This is a genomic window from Bradyrhizobium sp. Pha-3 (assembly GCF_042258615.1).
Lineage (GTDB): Bacteria > Pseudomonadota > Alphaproteobacteria > Rhizobiales > Xanthobacteraceae > Bradyrhizobium.
Genome location: NZ_CP170152.1, coordinates 5041088 through 5058017, shown reverse-complemented (window position 1 = coordinate 5058017; position 16930 = coordinate 5041088). Strand labels below are relative to the sequence as shown.

Here is a 16930-nt window from a genome sequence, read left to right as displayed (position 1 = left end):
CTCGCTCAACAGCTTGTTCGGTGTCATCACCCGCGAAAGCGGGTGATCCAGTATTCCAGAGACGCCAGTGTTTGAGCCGAGAAGCCGCGGCGTACTGGATCGCCCGGTCGAGCCGGGCGATGACAGTGTGGGCGCCTCACACACCGTCGTCTTGGCGCCTTACACAATTTCGGAATAATAGAAGGTTACCGCTGAGTTGCCCGACGTGTCAAGTTGCCGTGTCGAACGGCGGCGACCGCCGACTCCTTTGCATGGGGTTGTTTTCGATATTTTGGCAGTGCGCCCCTGCGGACGGCTATCCGCCCAAGGTTACGGGCCGCCCTGCGCGACATACTCCCGCCAGCCCTTGGCCCGCAGGCTGCAGGCCGGGCATTCGCCGCAGCCGTAACCCCAATCGTGCTGCGCGCCGCGTTCGCCGAGGTAGCAGGTGTGCGAGTGCTCGCGGATCAGGTCGACCAGCCCTGCCCCGCCAAGCTCGTGCGCGAGCCGCCAGGTGGCGGCCTTATCGAGCCACATCAGCGGCGTGTGCAGCTCGAAGTCCCTGGCCATGCCGAGGCTGAGCGCGGATTGCAGCGCCTTGATGGTCTCGTCGCGGCAGTCTGGATAGCCGGAATAGTCGGTCTCGCACATGCCGCCGATGATGTGGCGGATGCCGCGCCGATAGGCCAACGCCCCGGCGAAGGTGAGGAACACGAGGTTGCGGCCGGGCACGAAGGTGTTGGGCAATCCGTCGGCGCCCATTTCGATGGCGACGTCGCGGGTCAGCGCGGTGTCGGAAATCTCCGACAGCGTCGGGATCGCCAGGGTGTGGCTGTCGCCGAGCTTTGCTGCCCAGTCCGGCCGCACAGCCCGGATGCCGTCCAGCAGGCGGTCGCGGCAGTCGAGCTCGATCGCATGGCGCTGGCCGTAGGTGAAGCCGAGCATTTCGACGCGCGCGAAGCGGTCCAACGCCCAGGCCAGACAGGTGGTGGAATCCTGGCCGCCGGAAAACAGCACCAGCGCGGTGTCGGAATTGTTCTGATCGGTCATGAGACGCGATTTAGCACCTGACGGCGCCGCGGCCAATCCGTGGACAGCGCCGCGTTTCCGGCGTGTTTTGCTGGGATCGGGAGGGGTGTTTTGGCATAAAGCCAGGACCTCCCTGATGCCGGTGTCCCATGACCCCTTCCCGCGACATTTCCCGCCTGATCGAGATCATGGCCGCGCTGAGAACGCCGGTGACCGGCTGCCCATGGGACCTCGTGCAGAATTTCGAGACCATCGCGCCTTACACGATCGAAGAGGCCTATGAGGTCGCCGATGCGATCACGCGCGGCGATCTCGATGATTTGCGCGAGGAGCTCGGCGACCTGCTGCTGCAGGTGGTCTATCACGCCAGGATGGCCGAGGAGCAGAACGCCTTTGCGTTCGGAGACGTGGTCGAGGCGATCACGAAGAAGATGATCCGCCGTCATCCGCACGTCTTTGCCGACAAGGACGGCAATATCCAGCCCGCCGGCGTCAAGAGCGCCTGGGAGCGCATCAAGGCGGAGGAGAAGGCCGAGCGCGCCGCGCGGCGGCAGCCGGAGGAGACCGCGCACAACTCCTTGCTTGCCAGTGTGAAGGCCGGCCTCCCCGCCTTGACGCGCGCGATGGAGCTGCAGCGTAAGGCGTCCACGGTCGGCTTCGACTGGAACGACCCGCGCGCCGTGCTCGCCAAGATTCGCGAGGAAGCCGACGAGATCGAGGCCGCGCTTGACCGCAACGACAAGGACGAAGTCGCGGAAGAGACCGGAGACCTGATGTTCGCGCTCGTCAACCTCGCCCGCCACGTCGACGCCGATCCGGAAACCGCGCTGCGCGCGACCAACGCCAAGTTCGAGCGACGCTTTGCCTATATCGAGCAGGCGCTCGCCGCGAAGGGCCGCTCGCTCGACAACGCTACACTTGAGGAAATGGACGCGCTGTGGAACGAAGCGAAGACCGCCGTCACTGCTGTCGTCCCTGCGAAAGCAGGGACCCATACCGCGTGATCTATGGGTGACTGACGGTGCCGGTACCGCACTCATGCGGCACTGCGACTGTCCTCAACAACGAGGCCGGTGGTTATGGTCCTGGCTTTCGCCGGGACGACAGTGAATTTATGGATGTGGCGTAGCGACCCTGCCCGCAAATTCTCTACAGCAGCGTGCCGTGCAGGATGACCGCCGCGACGCCGAAATAGATCACGAGGCCGGTGACGTCGACCAGCGTCGCGACGAACGGCGCGGACGCGCTCGCCGGATCGAAGCCGATACGCTTGAGGATGAACGGCAGCATCGATCCGGACAGCGAGCCGAAGGTGACGATGCCGACCAGCGCGGCGCCGACGGTGATGGCCACCAGCACCCAATGCGGGCCGTAGTCGAACAGGCCGAGGGTCTGCCAGACCGTGATCCTGACGATGCCGATCAAGCCCAGGATGGAGCCCAGCACGATACCGGTCGGCAGTTCGCGCATGGCAACGCGCCACCAGTCGCGCAGCCGAACCTCGTGCAGCGCCAGCGATCGGATCAGGAGCGAGGTGGCCTGGGAGCCGGAATTGCCGCCGGAGCTCATGATCAGCGGGATGAACAGCGTCAGGACGATCGCCTTCTCGAGTTCGCTCTGGTACGACTGCATCGCGGTTGCGGTCAGCATTTCCGACAGGAACAGTGCGCACAGCCAGCCGCCGCGCTTCTTGATCATTTCGAGGAAGCCGATCCGCAGATAAGGCTCGTCGATCGCTTCCATGCCGCCGAACTTCTGGGCGTCCTCGGTCGATTCCTCGACGATGGCGTCGATGACGTCGTCGACCGTGACGATGCCGAGGATGTGGCCGGGGCCGTCGACGACCGCGACGGCGAGCAGATCGTAGCGCGAGATCAGCCGCGCCGCCTCCATGCGGTCGGCCTCCGGCGAGATCATCAGCGGCTTCCGCGCCGGTGCCGCGGTCAGCACATTGGCATGCGGATCGGCCGAGATCAGGCGGCGCAGCGGCACCGCCTGGATCAGGGTCTTCTTGACCGGGTCGATCACGAAGATCGAGTAGACGGTCTCGCGGGTGCGCTCGACCATCCGGATATGATGCAGGACCTCGGCGATGGTCCAGTTCGAGGGCACGCTGACGAATTCGGTCGTCATGATGCTGCCGGCACTGCGCTCGGGATAGGCCAGCAGCCCGGAGATGACGTTACGAGTATCCGGATTAAGGCCGTTCAGCAGCGTGGTGCGCAGCGGCTCGACCAGTTCCTTGAAGATGTCGGCGGCACGGTCGTCGGAGACGCCGGACAGCAGCGACACCGCCGCGTTCTTCGGCAGCTCGGCCAGGATCTCGCAGGTGTTGTCGAGCCCAGGCAGGTCGAGCACCTCGATCGCCTTCTCGGCCGGCAGCGATTGCAGCAGCTTCGCCGCATCCGCCGGCTCCCGTGCATTGAGGGCATCGACGATCTCGGGCGCCCGCACATGCGCGAGATCCCCGTTCTGGCCGGCGAGCGTGTCGTGGGTGATGGTTTGGCTGGTGTCCTGCATCGATCGCCCTCGGCTTTACGTCCAGCAGAGCGCAATGAACCAAGGCAGCGCAGATTTCAAACAGAAAGTGCGGCGGCACGTCGCAGGCGCGGTCGAGTGAGATCGCGTCACGGCGCCGTCACATTTTGGGAGATTGCGCGGTGCCGTGCCGGAGGGGCGATCAGGCCCGGCTGAACAGTCTCGCGGCGTCTTCCACCGCCTGGCGCGCGGCGGCGAGGTCCGGCGTTTCGTTGTCGTCGTTGAAGCCGAAATAGTCGTTCTCGCCGACCGGCTGGACGACGATGCCGTCGCGCCCGCCGAGGACGCTGAGGTTACGGTAGAAGACGCCGTAATTGACATCCGGCTGTGGAATGAGCCAGGCGATCTGGCCGCGCACCGGAACGATGCTCTCGTCACGAAACAACGCACGGGCGCCGTAGCCGGTGCAGTTGACAATGACGGTTTCGCGGAGCTTCGACAGATCGGACGGCGCGTGCAGCTCGATCGGCATGAAGCGCCCTCCGGCACCCTGAAACTCCGCTTCGAGCTGACGGTAGAGATCGGTGACGTTGTAGGTGAGCGAAGCGCTTTTCCAGGCGTATGGCGCGGGAAACGGATTCGATTCGGCGGCCAGCAAGTCCCATCGCGGCGTGAGCGACCTGATCCGGCCGCGCAATTCGAGGAATTTCTTCTGGCCATCGCCCGCGGCATGCTGGCGCCTGTGCGGACGGCCGTCGGCATCGGGCGCATCGTCGGAGAGCAGATAGCGATCCGTCCATTCGATCGGATTGCCGGCAAGGCCGAGATAGCTTTGATGGGTGGCAAAGGTCGTGCGCGCCATCCGCTCCCAGCGGTCGGCAAAGTCCGGCGCGACGTCTGCTTCCATCGCGATCCGCGAATCCGGCGACCAGTCCCCGGTCGCACGTGCCGAGCGCACCTGCGGAAAGCGCTCCTTGGCGTAGATCGTGACGGTCGCGCCCATCCGCTGCGCGGTGATCGCCGTCGTCAGACCGATCGCACCGGCGCCGAGGACGGCGATGTTGCGCGCGCTCAATTGCAGGGCGAGCGGCACGGCCTCCTGCGCGGCGCCCCAGGACAGCGACCAGCCGCTGCCGCCATGTCCGTAATTGTGGACGACATATTTGCTGTCGATCCATTCCGCTTCGATGCGCGGACCGGCAGCGCGGAACGGACGCAGGCATACGGTGACACGAAACATGCGGTCCGGACGCGCAAGAACCGGCCGGAGCGCGGGTGCGTCGACGAAGGCAGCATTGTCGGCGACCCCACGCGTTGAAATGCCCGCGAGCGCAGCGCTCGCCATGCCGCCGCCGAGAAATGTTCGACGGTTGAACATCGATCCCACTTCGATCCCCCTTGCCGCCGCGGATGTCCGGACGTTACGTCCCGTGCGGCAGAGCATCGAATCGTGACATGACGATGTCGCGCTTGGTCTCGTCGACCCGCACCGTCATGTCGAAGCGCTCGCCATTGAGCTCCTTGTTCAGGACCTCGGCATTGCGATGCAGCCAGCTGATGCCGGCGCCGTCGGAGGCATCGATCGAAAGATTGAGCGTGATGCGCTTGGCCGCGAGGCGATCCTCGATCGCGGTCAAGAGCTCCTCGATCCCCTCGCCGGTCACGGCCGAGACCAGGAAGCACGGCCGCTCCGGCGGCCGCCGCGCGGCGATGTTGCGCAGATTGTCCCGCTCCTCGGGATCGAAGCGATCGATCTTGTTCCAGACCTCGATGATGCGCTGGCCGCCGTCGGCGTCCGGATCGATCCCGAGCTGGTGCAGCACCGCCTCGACGTCGCGCTCCTGCGCCTCCGCATCCTCGTGCGAGATGTCGCGGACATGCAGAATGATGTCGGCTTCCAGCACCTCCTCCAGCGTGGCGCGGAACGCGGCCACCAGCTGGGTCGGCAGATTGGAGATGAAGCCGACCGTGTCCGACAGCATCGCCTTGCCGCCATGCGGCAGGTTGAGCGCACGCAGGGTCGGGTCGAGCGTCGCAAACAGCATGTCGGCGGCCTGCACGTCGGCGCGCGTCAGGCGATTGAACAGGGTCGATTTGCCGGCATTGGTGTAGCCGACCAGCGCCACCACGCGGTACGGTACGCGCTGGCGTCCGGCGCGATGCAATCGCCGCGTCGCCTGCACCTTCTTCAGCTCGTTCTCAAGCCGCGTGATGCGGTCGCCGATCAGGCGGCGGTCGGCCTCGATCTGGGTCTCGCCGGGGCCGCCCATGAAGCCGAAGCCGCCGCGCTGGCGCTCGAGATGGGTCCACGACCGCACCAGGCGGCTGCGCTGGTAATTGAGATGGGCAAGCTCGACCTGCAGCGCGCCTTCCTTGGTCTTGGCGCGGCGGCCGAAGATTTCCAGGATCAGGCCGGTGCGGTCGAGCACCTTGGTGCTCCAGGCCTTCTCGAGATTGCGCTGCTGAATCGGCGACAACGCGCAATCCATCACCACGAGCTCGACCTTGTCGCCGGCGACGAGGCCGTTGATCTCCTCGACCTTGCCCTTGCCGAGATAGGTCGCGGGCCGGATCTGGCTGATCGGCGCGACGACGGATTCCACCACGGTGAGGTCGATCGCACCGGCGAGGCCGGCGGCTTCCTCGATCCGCGCTTCATAGTCGCGGACAGAGGAATCCGTTTGCGCATCGCCGTCGCCACGGCGCATGCGCAGGTACGGGCCGATGACGATCACCCGCCCGGTGCTCAGCTCCCCCGCCGACCCGGGCCTAGACTTGGTCCGGTCGGCGCCCCCTTCACGATTGAAGGGTTCCAATCAGTTCACTCTCAAGCCGGTGCGTCCTCACCACCTTCGAACAGCTGAATCGGAGCGCCGGGCATGATGGTCGAGATCGCGTGCTTGTAGACAAGCTGCGAGTGACCATCGCGCCGCAGCAGCAAGCAGAAATTGTCGAACCATGTGACAATGCCTTGCAGCTTTACCCCGTTGACCAGAAATATCGTCAGTGGCGTTTTTGTTTTACGAACGTGATTAAGGAAGGTGTCTTGTAGATTTTGTGCGCGGTCTGCCGCCATTGTTTTTGTCCCGCAAGCTTGTGCTTCTTTTTATTGAACCGGTTGCGGCTCTCTGACGGAGCCTCCTCCGGCTGCCCGCCTGCCCTGAGATCCCCCTCTGGCAGGCGTAGCGGTAGGATTAGAGGCTACGCGCGGTTTTTAGGCAAGCCGGTTCGCGCAGCAGTCGGTAGGAACACGGTGGCAATTCTAAGAAAGCGCAGGGAAAGAGACGAATATTCTCGTGGAGAGTGGATAAATCCCCGGTTGTGCCGGCCCTGCCCTCGCCTCGCGCGCCGGCCCACCACGTCCCGAGCCTGGCCCTGCTTCCCCGGCGGGTGACCGCCGGGACTTCGCGCCAAGCCGCCGGCATTTGCCGGCCAGCCGTATCGGGGTCAGCCGACCCCGAGCGCCTTCAGCTTGCGATGCAGCGCCGAGCGCTCCATGCCGACGAACTCCGCGGTGCGCGAGATGTTGCCGGAGAAGCGGCTGATCTGGGCGATCAGATAATCGCGCTCGAACACTTCGCGCGCCTCGCGCAGCGGCAGCCCCATGATGTGCTCGCCATTGTTGGAGGTCGGCATCGCCGGCACCATGGAGCCGACGTCCTGCGGCAGCATGTCGGCGGTGATGATCGCCTCCGGGCCGCCGCCGGCCAGGATCATCACGCGTTCGACGTTGTTGCGGAGCTGGCGGACGTTGCCGGGCCAGACATGCGACTGCAGCACGGCCATCGCATCCTGGCCGATCTGCCGCTTCGGCAGGCCGGTGGCCGCCGAGATCTGATCCATGAAATAGTCGATCAGTTCGGGGATGTCCTCACGGCGCTCCGACAGCGGCGGCACCCGGATCGGCACCACCGAGAGGCGATGATAGAGATCCTCGCGGAAACGGCCCGCCGCGATCTCCTCCTCGAGGTTGCGCGCGGTCGAGGAGATGATGCGGACGTCGACATGGACCTTGCCGGTGCCGCCCTGACGCTGGAAGGTCTGATCGACCAGCACGCGCAGGATCTTGTTCTGGGTCTCGCGCGGCATGTCCGCGATCTCGTCGATGAACAGCGTGCCGCCATGCGCCTCCTCGAGCGCGCCGGCCTTGCGCTGCTGCTCGCCGTTCGATCCCTCGATGCCGAACAGCTCGATCTCCATGCGCTCCGGCGTGATCGCGGCCGCATTGATCACCACGAACGGCCCCTCGGCGCGTCCGGAGGCGTGATGCAGCGTGCGCGCGGCGAGTTCCTTGCCGGCGCCGGAGGGGCCGACGATCAGGATGCGGCTGTTGGCCTTGGCGGCGCGGTCGATGGTCTGGCGCAGCTGGTTCATGCAGGCCGAGCGGCCGGTCAGGACGCTGGCTGCCGGCGCCAGCTGCTTGAGCTCCTTGACCTCGCGCTTGAGCCGCGAGGTCTCCAGCGCCCGCGTCGCGACCAGGATCAGCCGGTCCGACTTGAACGGCTTCTCGATGAAGTCATAGGCGCCGCGCTTGATCGCCGCGACGGCGGTTTCGATGTTGCCGTGGCCGGAGATCATCACGACCGGCAGATCGGCATTGTCCTTCTTGATCTGCTCGAGCAGCTGCAGGCCGTCGAGCTTGGAGCCCTGCAGCCAGATGTCGAGGAAGACCAGGTTCGGGCGGCGGTTGGCGATCTCGGCAAGCGCCGAATCGCTGTCGCGCGCGGTGCGCGTGGAGAACCCCTCATCGTCCAGGATACCCGCAACGAGGTCGCGAATGTCAGCTTCGTCGTCGACAATCAGAATGTCACTTGCCATGGGTTACACCTGCGTTGTCAGTCGCCCGTCGCGGCTTTGATTCTTGGTTCTTGGCTTCTTGGCTCTTGCGCATTTGGCTCTTGGTTATTTGGTTCTTGCTGATCGGGTTTTTGGATCTGTTCTTGGATTTTTGGTTCATTGTTGGTCGCCTGTGCCGGGCCGTTGGTCGGCTCTTGCGGCGGATTTTTTTCGCTGTCGGGGCCGGATGATTTCCCGTCCGGCTTTTGTTCCTTGTTCTCCGGCTTGTTCTCGGGCTTGGCCGCCTGGCCCGTGACGGAAAAGCGCAACCGCATCCAGGCACCGCGCTGGCCCTCGCGGAAATCGGACGCATCCTTGAGCTCGATGCGGCCGCCATGGTCCTCCAGAACGCGGCCGACGATCGCAAGGCCGAGCCCCGTGCCCTTCGCCCGCGTCGTGACATAGGGCTCGAGCAGGCGCGCACGGGCGACCTTGGGCAGGCCGATGCCGTTGTCGACGACATCGATCAGGATGTCGTCATCCTCGCGCTGCGCCACGACGTCGATGCGGCCCTTGCCGAGTTCCTCGCGCGGGACCTGCTCGATCGCCTCGGTGGCATTCTTGATGATGTTGGTCAGCGCCTGCGAGATCAGCCGGCGGTCGAACTGTGCGGGCAGCGGCGACTGCTTGATGTCCGCCTCGATGTCGAGATCGGGATGCGCGACCTTCATCAGGAACACCGCCTGCCGCACCACGTCGGCGACGTCCTCGCCTTCCATCACGGGCTTCGGCATCCGCGCAAAGCGCGAGAACTCGTCGACCATCCGCCTGATGTCGTCGACCTGGCGCACGATGGTGTCGGTGCACTGCTCGAAGATCGACTTGTCCTTCTCCTCGGTGATGGTCTTGCCGAACTTGCGGCGAATGCGCTCGGCCGAGAGCTGGATCGGGGTCAGCGGGTTCTTGATCTCGTGGGCGATGCGGCGGGCGACGTCGCCCCAGGCCGAGGTACGCTGCGCGGAGACCAATTCGGTGATGTCGTCGAGGGTGATGATGTAGCTGTCGCGCGACTGGCTGGTCTGCTCGGCGGAGACGCGAACCGACAGATTGCGCTCATTGCCGTCGCGCAGGATCGTGACCTGCCCCTGCACCAGGCGCTGCGTGCCCTCGCGCGCCGTCTTCATCATCTCGTCGAGCTCGGGCAGCACGTCCGAGAGCGGATGGCCGAGCGTCTCCGATTCGGCATGCCCGATCAATTTCTCGGCCGAGCGGTTGAGGACGCCGATGGTGCCTGAGGCGTCGACGCCGATGATGCCGGCGCTGGCCGACGACAGCACCGCTTCGATGAAGCGGCGGCGGCTGTCGATGGTCTCGCTGGCATCGACCAGTTCGTTGCGCTGGGTGCGCAGCTCCTGGGTCATCTTGTTGAAGATCTCGCCGAGCAGTGCGAGGTCGCTTGCCGATTTGTTGACCGGCACCTGGACATTGAGGTTGCCGGTCGAGACCTCGCTCGCCGCGCCCATCAGCTGGCGGATCGGCGAGACCAGCCCGTTGGCGAAGTTGAGGCCGATCAGCACCGAGGCCATCAGGATGGTCAGCGCGATCACCGCGAACATCAGCGCGAACGCCACCTGGATGCCGAGCCTGCGGGTCTCGAGCTGGGCGTATTCGGCCGCGCTGGTCTGGGTCTGCTTGAGCTGGGCAACCACAGCCGGATCGAGCAGGCGCGCCACGTACAGGAACATGTCGTCATAGGCCCGCAGGCGGACCACGGAGGCGACGTAGTTTTCGGGAAAGACCGAGATCTTCGGCTCGGTTTCGTTGATGTCCTTGAGGATGTCCGGCGGCGGCGCTTCATAGTTCAGGCGGACGCCGGTTTCGGCGCTGGCGACGATCTTGCCGTCCTTGTCCATCAGCACCGCGACCGGCAGGTTGCGGGACTCGGCGCCGGCCGTCATCAGCTGCAGGAACGTCATGCGATCCTGGTCGTAGAGCGGCCGCGCATGGGCGAGGTCGTTGGCCATCGCCAGGGTGTCGCCGTTGATGAGTTGTGCGTGCTCCTGCATGTAGGCGCTGGCAATCGTCAGCGAGTTCTGGATCACCTGCTTGGTGGGGCCCGAGAACAGCCGGTCGAGGCCGCGCTCGATGGTGACGTTGGCAACGATCGACACCAGCACGGCGGGCAGCACCGCGATCACCGAGAACAGGCCGACGATCTGCACATGCAGCCGTGCCGCCGCCCGCCCCCGCCGCCTGGCCTGCACCATCTGCCAGACTTCCCGGACGATGATGCCGACCAGCAGAAGGATCGTGGCGGCGTTGATCATCAGGAAGGAGCGGACGACCTCGGACGTCGGCTCGATGGGGGTCAGGCCGGTCAGCACCACGAAGGTCAGGAAGGCCGACAGCAGCGCGATCGCCACGGCGAACGGCGCCAGCCAGCGCCGCAGCGGGAAGCCCCGCGCCTCTGCATTGGGCTCGGCCGGGGGCGCGTGTAACGTTGAAGCGGTGGTCTCTGCGCTGGTCATACCGGCAATTGAGCTGAGTGCGATCGCCCGCGGGAATTGCGAACTGATGCAATCATATCACAATGTTGCCGAATTGCGACATTTCCGCGGCGCAAACCTTGGTGCGGCGCCGTGTCCTCAAAACCATTTGTGACTACTCAAAAACGATAGCGAGGCTTCAAGCGAGGCTTGCGCCCCGCCCCGTCAGCCCTAGCCCCCGCTCCGGTAGACCTGGATATCGAGGTCGCGGACCTTCTTGCGCAGCGTGTTGCGGTTCAATCCGAGCAGGTCGGCGGCCCGGATCTGGTTGCCGCGGGTCGCCGCCAGTGCAGCGGTCAGGAGCGGTATCTCGATCTCCTTGAGGATGCGGTGGTAGAGGCCCGGCGGCGGCGCGACGGAAGCGCCCAGCTTGCCGCCCAAAGCGGGCACGGGTTTGTGACCGACACGGATGCCGCCGTTAAACTGGCCTCCGCGGAGGCCATCTCAATGCTGAGTCCAGTGTGCCCGTTCTCGCAGGAGACCTCCAGTTTGCCGGGAATTCCATCATCCGGTCTGAAAGTCATGGGTAAGCCTTCTTGACCCCGACCTAGCTCGATGTTGCGATCTATGCCGATACGCCTATCTGGTACTTTCAAGTGAGGGGATAGAGTGCCGTGATCTCCGCCGACGACCCACTTCAAGCATTTGTGGACGCAAGTGGTAAGGGAGACCCGAACGTCTTAGTCGTTGCGGGATACGTCGCACGGGCCGGCGAATGGGCAAAATTTTCTGAAGCTTGGAAGGAAAAACTCGGTCAAAGGCGGTTGCGTCGATTTAAGATGAACGAGATGGCGCAGCAGCTGGAATTTGTCGCCTATTTCTACAGAACTATCGAAGAGCACGATATCTTGGCCGCGATCTCATGTGTTTTTGATACAGCGGCACTGGTACGGTTCGTTGATGAGTTTGTCCCGCCTTCGCCCGGGCTCGATATCAGGGCGTTGAAAAATCCATACCTCTACGCCGCCAGGCAGATCGTCGAAAATTTGGCCCTTACGCAGGAGAAAATGGGCTTAAAGGGGCCCGTCGACTTTGTTTTCGACAATGAGGCCGAAGAAAAGAAATTATCACCGCATTGGGATCGCTTTCGCGCGTCACTCAGGTCAGAAGTCGGGAGGTTGATGGGGCGCAATCCGACTTACCGAGATGACGAAAAGTGTATGCCGCTGCAGGCCGCCGACCTTTGGGCTTGGTGGGTAAGAAAATGGTACGAAGATGGGAACGAGAACGGAGTGAAGCAAATCGCGTTACCGTGGGGAGCAAAACGCGAAATCAAGCGACTCCACTCCGTATATGACGAGGCGTTCTTCAGGTCGGCCCTGCAGAATTCCCTTACACGCTGACGCTGCCTTACCCGTCTTCTCCCCTCAATTGGGTCTCGGCGAACCGCTTCGGACTAACCGCACCCCAGCACGGGCTGATATCGTGCCGAACTGACACGATAGAATCGGTTCTGTAGACCCCCAAAAAACCTTAGAGACGAAGACATGTCCCCTCTGATCGCGGATTGGCGGTCTCTTTGCTCTGAGATCGAGACGTGCGCGATGGGTATCTTCGCGACCGCCGACGTCAAGATCACACCAAAGGGCTTTGCCGACCCGCAATTCCTTGCGCTGGCCTTGCTCGCTCGGTGTGTTTCAAATCTGAAGGGGGCCCTCATTCTGCTGGATGCCAGTTTGATCGTTGAGGCTCGAACCATCACGCGGTGCTGTCTCGAAAATCTCTACTGGACTGTGGGGCTTGCTGAGCATGGCGACGAATTCGTCAAGCAGATGCAAGACGACGAGCTGACCCACAGACGGTTAACCGGTCAATCGTTCTTTGAGATGGATGTCGCGCTTGATGGAGAGGTCGAGGATCGCCTCCGGGCGTTCATGCGCAAGCTCAACAAAGATGGGTCCACGACCAAGACGTTGAACCCGAGAGGCGTCGCGGGAATCCGCGAAGACTTTCGTAAGACCTACATATTCTATGCGCAGCTCTCGTCCGACGCTGCTCACCCATCAGTGTCGGCACTCAGTCGATATGTCGTAGCCGATCATCCTGAGGGGCCAGGCTTCGATACCGAACCTGTTGTCCGCCCGGGCGAGACCATCGAAACTTATGAGTACTTGGCTATGGCCTGTCTGGGCGTCTGTGTTGGTGCCAATCAACTGTTGGGAGGCACGGCGGGCGGAGCGCGGCTAAATGCTCTGGCGGGTCGGCAATCTGCCCTGTCGAACGCTTCGAAGGGCACCAACAAGCTAGATTAGTCGATGCCGAAGCAGAACCGCTGCACCGAACTGAGGGTAGCGAGGCTTGCGCCCCGCCCCGTCAGCCCCTAGCCCCCGCTCCGGTAGACCTGGATGTCGAGGTCGCGGATCTTCTTGCGCAGCGTGTTGCGGTTCAATCCGAGCAGGTCGGCGGCCCGGATCTGGTTGCCGCGGGTCGCCGCCAGCGCGGCGGTCAGCAGCGGAATCTCGATCTCCTTGAGGATCCGGTGGTAGAGGCCCGGCGGCGGAACGCCGTTCGGGAACCCGGAGAAGTGCGAGGACAGATACGCCTCCACCGCCCCGCCGAGATTGTCGACGCCGACGGTCGCGGTGCTGCCCGAGGTGACCGCCGGCGGCGCCAGCTCGCCGTCGATGACCGAGGCGGTGATGACGTCCTGCGGATAGAGCGCGGCGAGCCGCCGGGCGAGGTTTTCCAGCTCGCGAACGTTACCCGGCCAGCGGTGCTGCTTCAGCCGCTCCAGCGCCTGGGTGTCGAGCTTCTTCGGCGGCAGGCCGTCCTTCTCGGCGAGCGAGAAAAAGTGCCGGATCAGGTCGGGCAGATCCTCGATCCGCTCGCGCAGCGGCGGCAGCCGCAACGGCACCACGTTGAGGCGGAAGAACAGATCTTCGCGGAACAGGCCCTGCTGGATCAGGATGCGCAGATCCTTGTTGGAGGCCGCGACGATGCGCACGTCGGTCTTGATCGGGGTGCGGCCGCCGACGGTGGTGTATTCGCCCTGCTGCAGCACCCGGAGCAGACGGGTCTGCGCCTCCATCGGCATGTCGCCGATCTCGTCGAGGAACAGCGTGCCGCCCTCGGCCTGCTCGAAGCGGCCGGAGGCGCGGGTGTTGGCGCCGGTGAACGCGCCGCGCTCATGGCCGAACAATTCGGATTCGATCAGGTCGCGCGGGATCGCCGCCATGTTGACCGCGACGAACGGGCCATTGCGGCGCCGGCCATAGTCATGCAGCGCGCGCGCGACCAGCTCCTTGCCGGTGCCCGACTCGCCCGAGATCATCACGGTGAGGTCGGTCTGCATCAACCGCGCCAGAACGCGGTAAATCTCCTGCATCGCCGGCGAGCGGCCGACCAGCGGAATCGAGTCGAACTCGCCGTCATCGGCGGGACTGGAAACCCGCTCCTTCGGCTCGGCCAGCGCGCGGCCGACGATGGTGATCAGTTCCTTCAGGTCGAACGGCTTCGGCAGATATTCGTAGGCGCCGCGCTCGGAAGCGCGGATCGCGGTCATGAAGGTGTTCTGCGCGCTCATCACGATGACCGGCAGGTTCGGCCGCATCTTCTTGATCCGCGGCAGCAGATCGAACGCGTTCTCGTCGGGCATCACCACGTCGGTGATGACGAGATCGCCCTCGCCCTGGCTGACCCAGCGCCACAGCGTGGCGGCGTTGCCGGTCAGGCGCACCTCGTAGCCGGCGCGCGACAGCGCCTGGTTCAGGACGGTCCGGATGGCGGTGTCGTCGTCAGCGACAAGTATGCTACCTGCAGGCATTGTTGTTCCTCATCGTGCGCCCTGAGAGGCAGGCGAGGACGTACCCGGAACGTCATCGCGGTTGCTGTGATCGTGTTGCTTGGCGGCGCTGTACATCGGCATCAGCACGCGGAAGGTGGTCTTGCGCGGCTGCGACTCGCATTCGATGATGCCGCCGTGATCGCCGACGATCTTGGCGACCAGCGCTAGGCCGAGCCCGCTGCCGGTCTGCTTGGTGGTGACGAAGGGATCGAACAGGTTCGGCAGCAGGTCTTCCGGCACCCCTGAGCCATTGTCCTTGACGCAGAATTCCAGCGGCAGCGAGACCCGCGATTTCTTGCCGGGCACCGACAGCCGCACCCCTGGCCGGAACGCCGTGGTGAGGTGAATCTCGGCATCGGTGCCGAGATCGGCGACCGCTTCGGCCGCGTTCTTCACGAGGTTGAGGAACACCTGGATCAGCTGGTCCTGGTTGGCGAGCACCGGCGGCAGCGACGGATCATAGTCCTCGATGAAGCGGACGTTGCGGGCGAAGCCGGATTGCGCCAGCCGCTTCACATGGTCGAGCACGGAATGGATGTTGACCGGCCCGCGCGCCACCGGACGGTCGTCGCCGAACACTTCCATGCGATCGACCAGCGTCACGATGCGGTCGGCCTCGTCGCAGATCAGCCGCGTCAGCAGCCGATCCTCTGAGGACGCCTGCTGCTCCAGCAGCTGCGCGGCGCCGCGGATGCCCGACAGCGGGTTCTTGATCTCATGGGCGAGCATCGCGGCCAGCGCGATCACCGAGCGCGCCGCGCTGCGATGGGTGAGCTGGCGGTCCATCTTGTCGGCGATGGTGCGCTCCTGCAGCATCACCACGATATGCCCGGGGCGCTCGGTCAGCGGCGCGACGTGCAGGTCGACCTGGCGATCGCCTCCGATCCGCGGCGTGCCGAGATCGACCTTGTATTCATTGACCGGCGAGCCGCTCGCCCGCACCTGCTCGATCAGCGCGAGCAGCGGGCTGCCGAACGGCACCAGCTCCTTCAGCGACTGCCGGCGCAAAAACTGCGTCGAGATCTCGAAGAAGGATTCTGCGGCGATGTTGGCATCCACGATCCGTCCGTCGGGTGCGACCAGCAGCACCGGATTGGGCAGCGCGTTGAGGATGGCCTCGCCGTCGGTGGGCACGGGCCGGCGAAATTCCATGGCTGACGTCATGCGGCAGCACTCCAGGCAAAATCGTCGTAAGCGTCCTCGAGCGCGCGATGCACGCTGGACGGCTGCTCGGAGGTCAGGATCGCTTGCCGCCAGGTCTTCAGCGTTGCCGCCGGCGCGCAGCTATAGGCCGCAGCGGTCTCCAGCGCCCAGCCGAGATGCTTGCGCGCATGCCTGAGCCCGATGCGCAGGCCATAGTGGCTGCAGACCTCGTCATAGAGCGCGCGAACATGCTTGAGCTGCTCGGCGAGCGACGGCGCAGCCTCGGCAACCCCGGTATCGAGCCGGCGGCCGATCTGGCCGGGCAGCCAGGGCTGGCCCTGCGCGCCGCGTCCGATCATGACGGCGTCGGCGCCCGACATCTCCAGCGCGTCGAGCGCCTTGTCGAACGAGGTGATGTCGCCGTTGACCACGACCGGGATCGTGACGGCATCCTTGACCGCGCGCACGGCGTTCCAGTTGGCATCGCCCTTGTAGAACTGGCAGCGGGTGCGGCCATGCACGGTGATCATCTGCACGCCCGATGCCTCGGCGCGGCGCGCCAGTTCGGGCGCATTGAGCGAGCGATCGTCCCAGCCGAGCCGCATCTTCAGCGTCACCGGCACCTTGACCGCCGACAGCGTCGCCTCGATCAGCGTCACCGCGTGGTCGAGGTCGCGCATCAGGGCCGAACCGGACTGGCCGCCGGTCACGTGGCGCGCCGGGCAGCCCATGTTGATATCGATGATGTCGGCACCGGCGCCCTCGGCGATCCGCGCGCCCTCCGCCATCCAGTGGGTCTGGCAGCCGGCAAGCTGGACCACATGCGGCCCGATCCCGGCTGCCTCACAACGCAGCTTCGACATCGGCTTGCCGTTCACCAGATCGTCGCTGGCGGTCATCTCGGAGACCACCAGTCCAGCACCCAAACTGGCAGCGAGTCGCCGGAAGGGCGCGTCGGTGATGCCGGACATGGGCGCGAGGAGAACCCGGTTGGCGACAGCAATATCGCCTATCTTCAATGGGTTACGAGGAATACTTTGCACGCCGGTCACAGCCGTCTCGTCGTTCTGTCAGCTACGCCATTGCAGCTGACGTCGTCTATTCTGCGCACAATTCTTGTGCAGTCAAGGCTCATGCCTACGGTTTAGACATTCCTACCACCTGTACAAGTGCACTGCAACAAAATCTGCTTTTC

Annotated in this window: 13 protein-coding genes and 1 pseudogene; 3 read left to right on the top strand and 11 right to left on the bottom strand. The window is 64.5% G+C overall.

Features of this window, described 5'->3' with window-relative positions; translation table 11 throughout:
* Window positions 1-309: 309 nt before the first annotated feature.
* On the bottom strand, window positions 310-1029 hold the full coding sequence (gene queC / locus ACE10Z_RS24155; RefSeq protein ID WP_375783001.1) for a 7-cyano-7-deazaguanine synthase QueC: 720 nt from the start codon (window positions 1027-1029) through the stop codon (window positions 310-312).
* Between the two features lie 128 nt (window positions 1030-1157).
* On the opposite strand from queC, the gene mazG reads away from it, so the two are divergent.
* On the top strand, window positions 1158-2012 hold the full coding sequence (mazG, locus tag ACE10Z_RS24150) for a nucleoside triphosphate pyrophosphohydrolase (RefSeq protein WP_375783000.1): 855 nt from the start codon (window positions 1158-1160) through the stop codon (window positions 2010-2012).
* Between the two features lie 145 nt (window positions 2013-2157).
* On the opposite strand, the gene mgtE is transcribed toward mazG, so the two are convergent.
* The 7 genes and pseudogenes from mgtE to ACE10Z_RS24115 form a co-directional block, all read right to left on the bottom strand.
* On the bottom strand, window positions 2158-3528 hold the full coding sequence (mgtE, locus tag ACE10Z_RS24145; RefSeq protein ID WP_375782999.1) for a magnesium transporter: 1371 nt from the start codon (window positions 3526-3528) through the stop codon (window positions 2158-2160).
* A gap of 160 nt (window positions 3529-3688) precedes the next feature.
* Window positions 3689-4864: an FAD-dependent oxidoreductase gene (locus ACE10Z_RS24140; RefSeq protein WP_375782998.1), complete on the bottom strand. Its 1176-nt coding sequence runs from the start codon at window positions 4862-4864 to the stop codon at window positions 3689-3691.
* A 43-nt stretch (window positions 4865-4907) separates the two neighbouring features.
* Window positions 4908-6302, bottom strand: a complete 1395-nt coding sequence (gene hflX / locus ACE10Z_RS24135) for a GTPase HflX (protein ID WP_375782997.1) — start codon at window positions 6300-6302, stop codon at window positions 4908-4910.
* 11 nt (window positions 6303-6313) lie between these two features.
* Window positions 6314-6562 (bottom strand): RNA chaperone Hfq, encoded by a 249-nt coding sequence (hfq, locus tag ACE10Z_RS24130; RefSeq protein WP_006020546.1) that lies wholly within the window; start codon window positions 6560-6562, stop codon window positions 6314-6316.
* 371 nt (window positions 6563-6933) lie between these two features.
* On the bottom strand, window positions 6934-8304 hold the full coding sequence (locus tag ACE10Z_RS24125; protein WP_028331957.1) for a sigma-54 dependent transcriptional regulator: 1371 nt from the start codon (window positions 8302-8304) through the stop codon (window positions 6934-6936).
* A gap of 17 nt (window positions 8305-8321) precedes the next feature.
* Entirely contained in the window at window positions 8322-10790 is a 2469-nt protein-coding gene (locus ACE10Z_RS24120) for an ATP-binding protein (protein ID WP_375782996.1), read from the bottom strand.
* A 189-nt stretch (window positions 10791-10979) separates the two neighbouring features.
* Window positions 10980-11159: pseudogene (locus tag ACE10Z_RS24115) on the bottom strand (helix-turn-helix domain-containing protein); the annotation flags it as partial.
* 263 nt (window positions 11160-11422) lie between these two features.
* Here ACE10Z_RS24115 and ACE10Z_RS24110 point away from each other — a divergent pair.
* Window positions 11423-12151, top strand: a complete 729-nt coding sequence (locus ACE10Z_RS24110) for a DUF3800 domain-containing protein (RefSeq protein ID WP_375782995.1) — start codon at window positions 11423-11425, stop codon at window positions 12149-12151.
* Between the two features lie 144 nt (window positions 12152-12295).
* On the top strand, window positions 12296-13060 hold the full coding sequence (locus tag ACE10Z_RS24105) for a DUF5677 domain-containing protein (RefSeq protein WP_375782994.1): 765 nt from the start codon (window positions 12296-12298) through the stop codon (window positions 13058-13060).
* A 68-nt stretch (window positions 13061-13128) separates the two neighbouring features.
* Here the strand turns inward: ACE10Z_RS24105 and ntrC are convergent, their stop codons facing one another.
* The 3 genes from ntrC to dusB are packed head-to-tail and all read right to left on the bottom strand — an operon-like array spanning window position 13129 to window position 16754.
* Window positions 13129-14571, bottom strand: coding sequence for a nitrogen regulation protein NR(I) (ntrC, locus tag ACE10Z_RS24100; protein WP_029084144.1), 1443 nt, complete (start codon window positions 14569-14571; stop codon window positions 13129-13131).
* Between the two features lie 9 nt (window positions 14572-14580).
* Window positions 14581-15756 carry a nitrogen regulation protein NR(II) gene (locus ACE10Z_RS24095; RefSeq protein WP_176531356.1) on the bottom strand — a complete coding sequence of 392 codons (1176 nt, stop codon included), beginning with the start codon at window positions 15754-15756 and terminating at the stop codon, window positions 14581-14583.
* Entirely contained in the window at window positions 15753-16754 is a 1002-nt protein-coding gene (dusB, locus tag ACE10Z_RS24090) for a tRNA dihydrouridine synthase DusB (RefSeq protein ID WP_375782993.1), read from the bottom strand. The genes ACE10Z_RS24095 and dusB overlap by 4 nt, the downstream gene beginning before the upstream one ends.
* Window positions 16755-16930 lie beyond the last annotated feature (176 nt).

What these genes read in the sequence shown, in the direction of transcription:
- queC (WP_375783001.1), bottom strand. Translation starts at nt 1,029, where the DNA reads ATGACCGATCAGAACAATTCCGACACCGCGCTGGTGCTGTTTTCCGGC.
- mazG (WP_375783000.1), top strand. Translation starts at nt 1,158, where the DNA reads ATGACCCCTTCCCGCGACATTTCCCGCCTGATCGAGATCATGGCCGCG.
- mgtE (WP_375782999.1), bottom strand. Translation starts at nt 3,528, where the DNA reads ATGCAGGACACCAGCCAAACCATCACCCACGACACGCTCGCCGGCCAG.
- ACE10Z_RS24140 (WP_375782998.1), bottom strand. Translation starts at nt 4,864, where the DNA reads ATGTTCAACCGTCGAACATTTCTCGGCGGCGGCATGGCGAGCGCTGCG.
- hfq (WP_006020546.1), bottom strand. Translation starts at nt 6,562, where the DNA reads ATGGCGGCAGACCGCGCACAAAATCTACAAGACACCTTCCTTAATCAC.
- ACE10Z_RS24125 (WP_028331957.1), bottom strand. Translation starts at nt 8,304, where the DNA reads ATGGCAAGTGACATTCTGATTGTCGACGACGAAGCTGACATTCGCGAC.
- ACE10Z_RS24120 (WP_375782996.1), bottom strand. Translation starts at nt 10,790, where the DNA reads ATGACCAGCGCAGAGACCACCGCTTCAACGTTACACGCGCCCCCGGCC.
- ACE10Z_RS24105 (WP_375782994.1), top strand. Translation starts at nt 12,296, where the DNA reads ATGTCCCCTCTGATCGCGGATTGGCGGTCTCTTTGCTCTGAGATCGAG.
- ntrC (WP_029084144.1), bottom strand. Translation starts at nt 14,571, where the DNA reads ATGCCTGCAGGTAGCATACTTGTCGCTGACGACGACACCGCCATCCGG.
- ACE10Z_RS24095 (WP_176531356.1), bottom strand. Translation starts at nt 15,756, where the DNA reads ATGACGTCAGCCATGGAATTTCGCCGGCCCGTGCCCACCGACGGCGAG.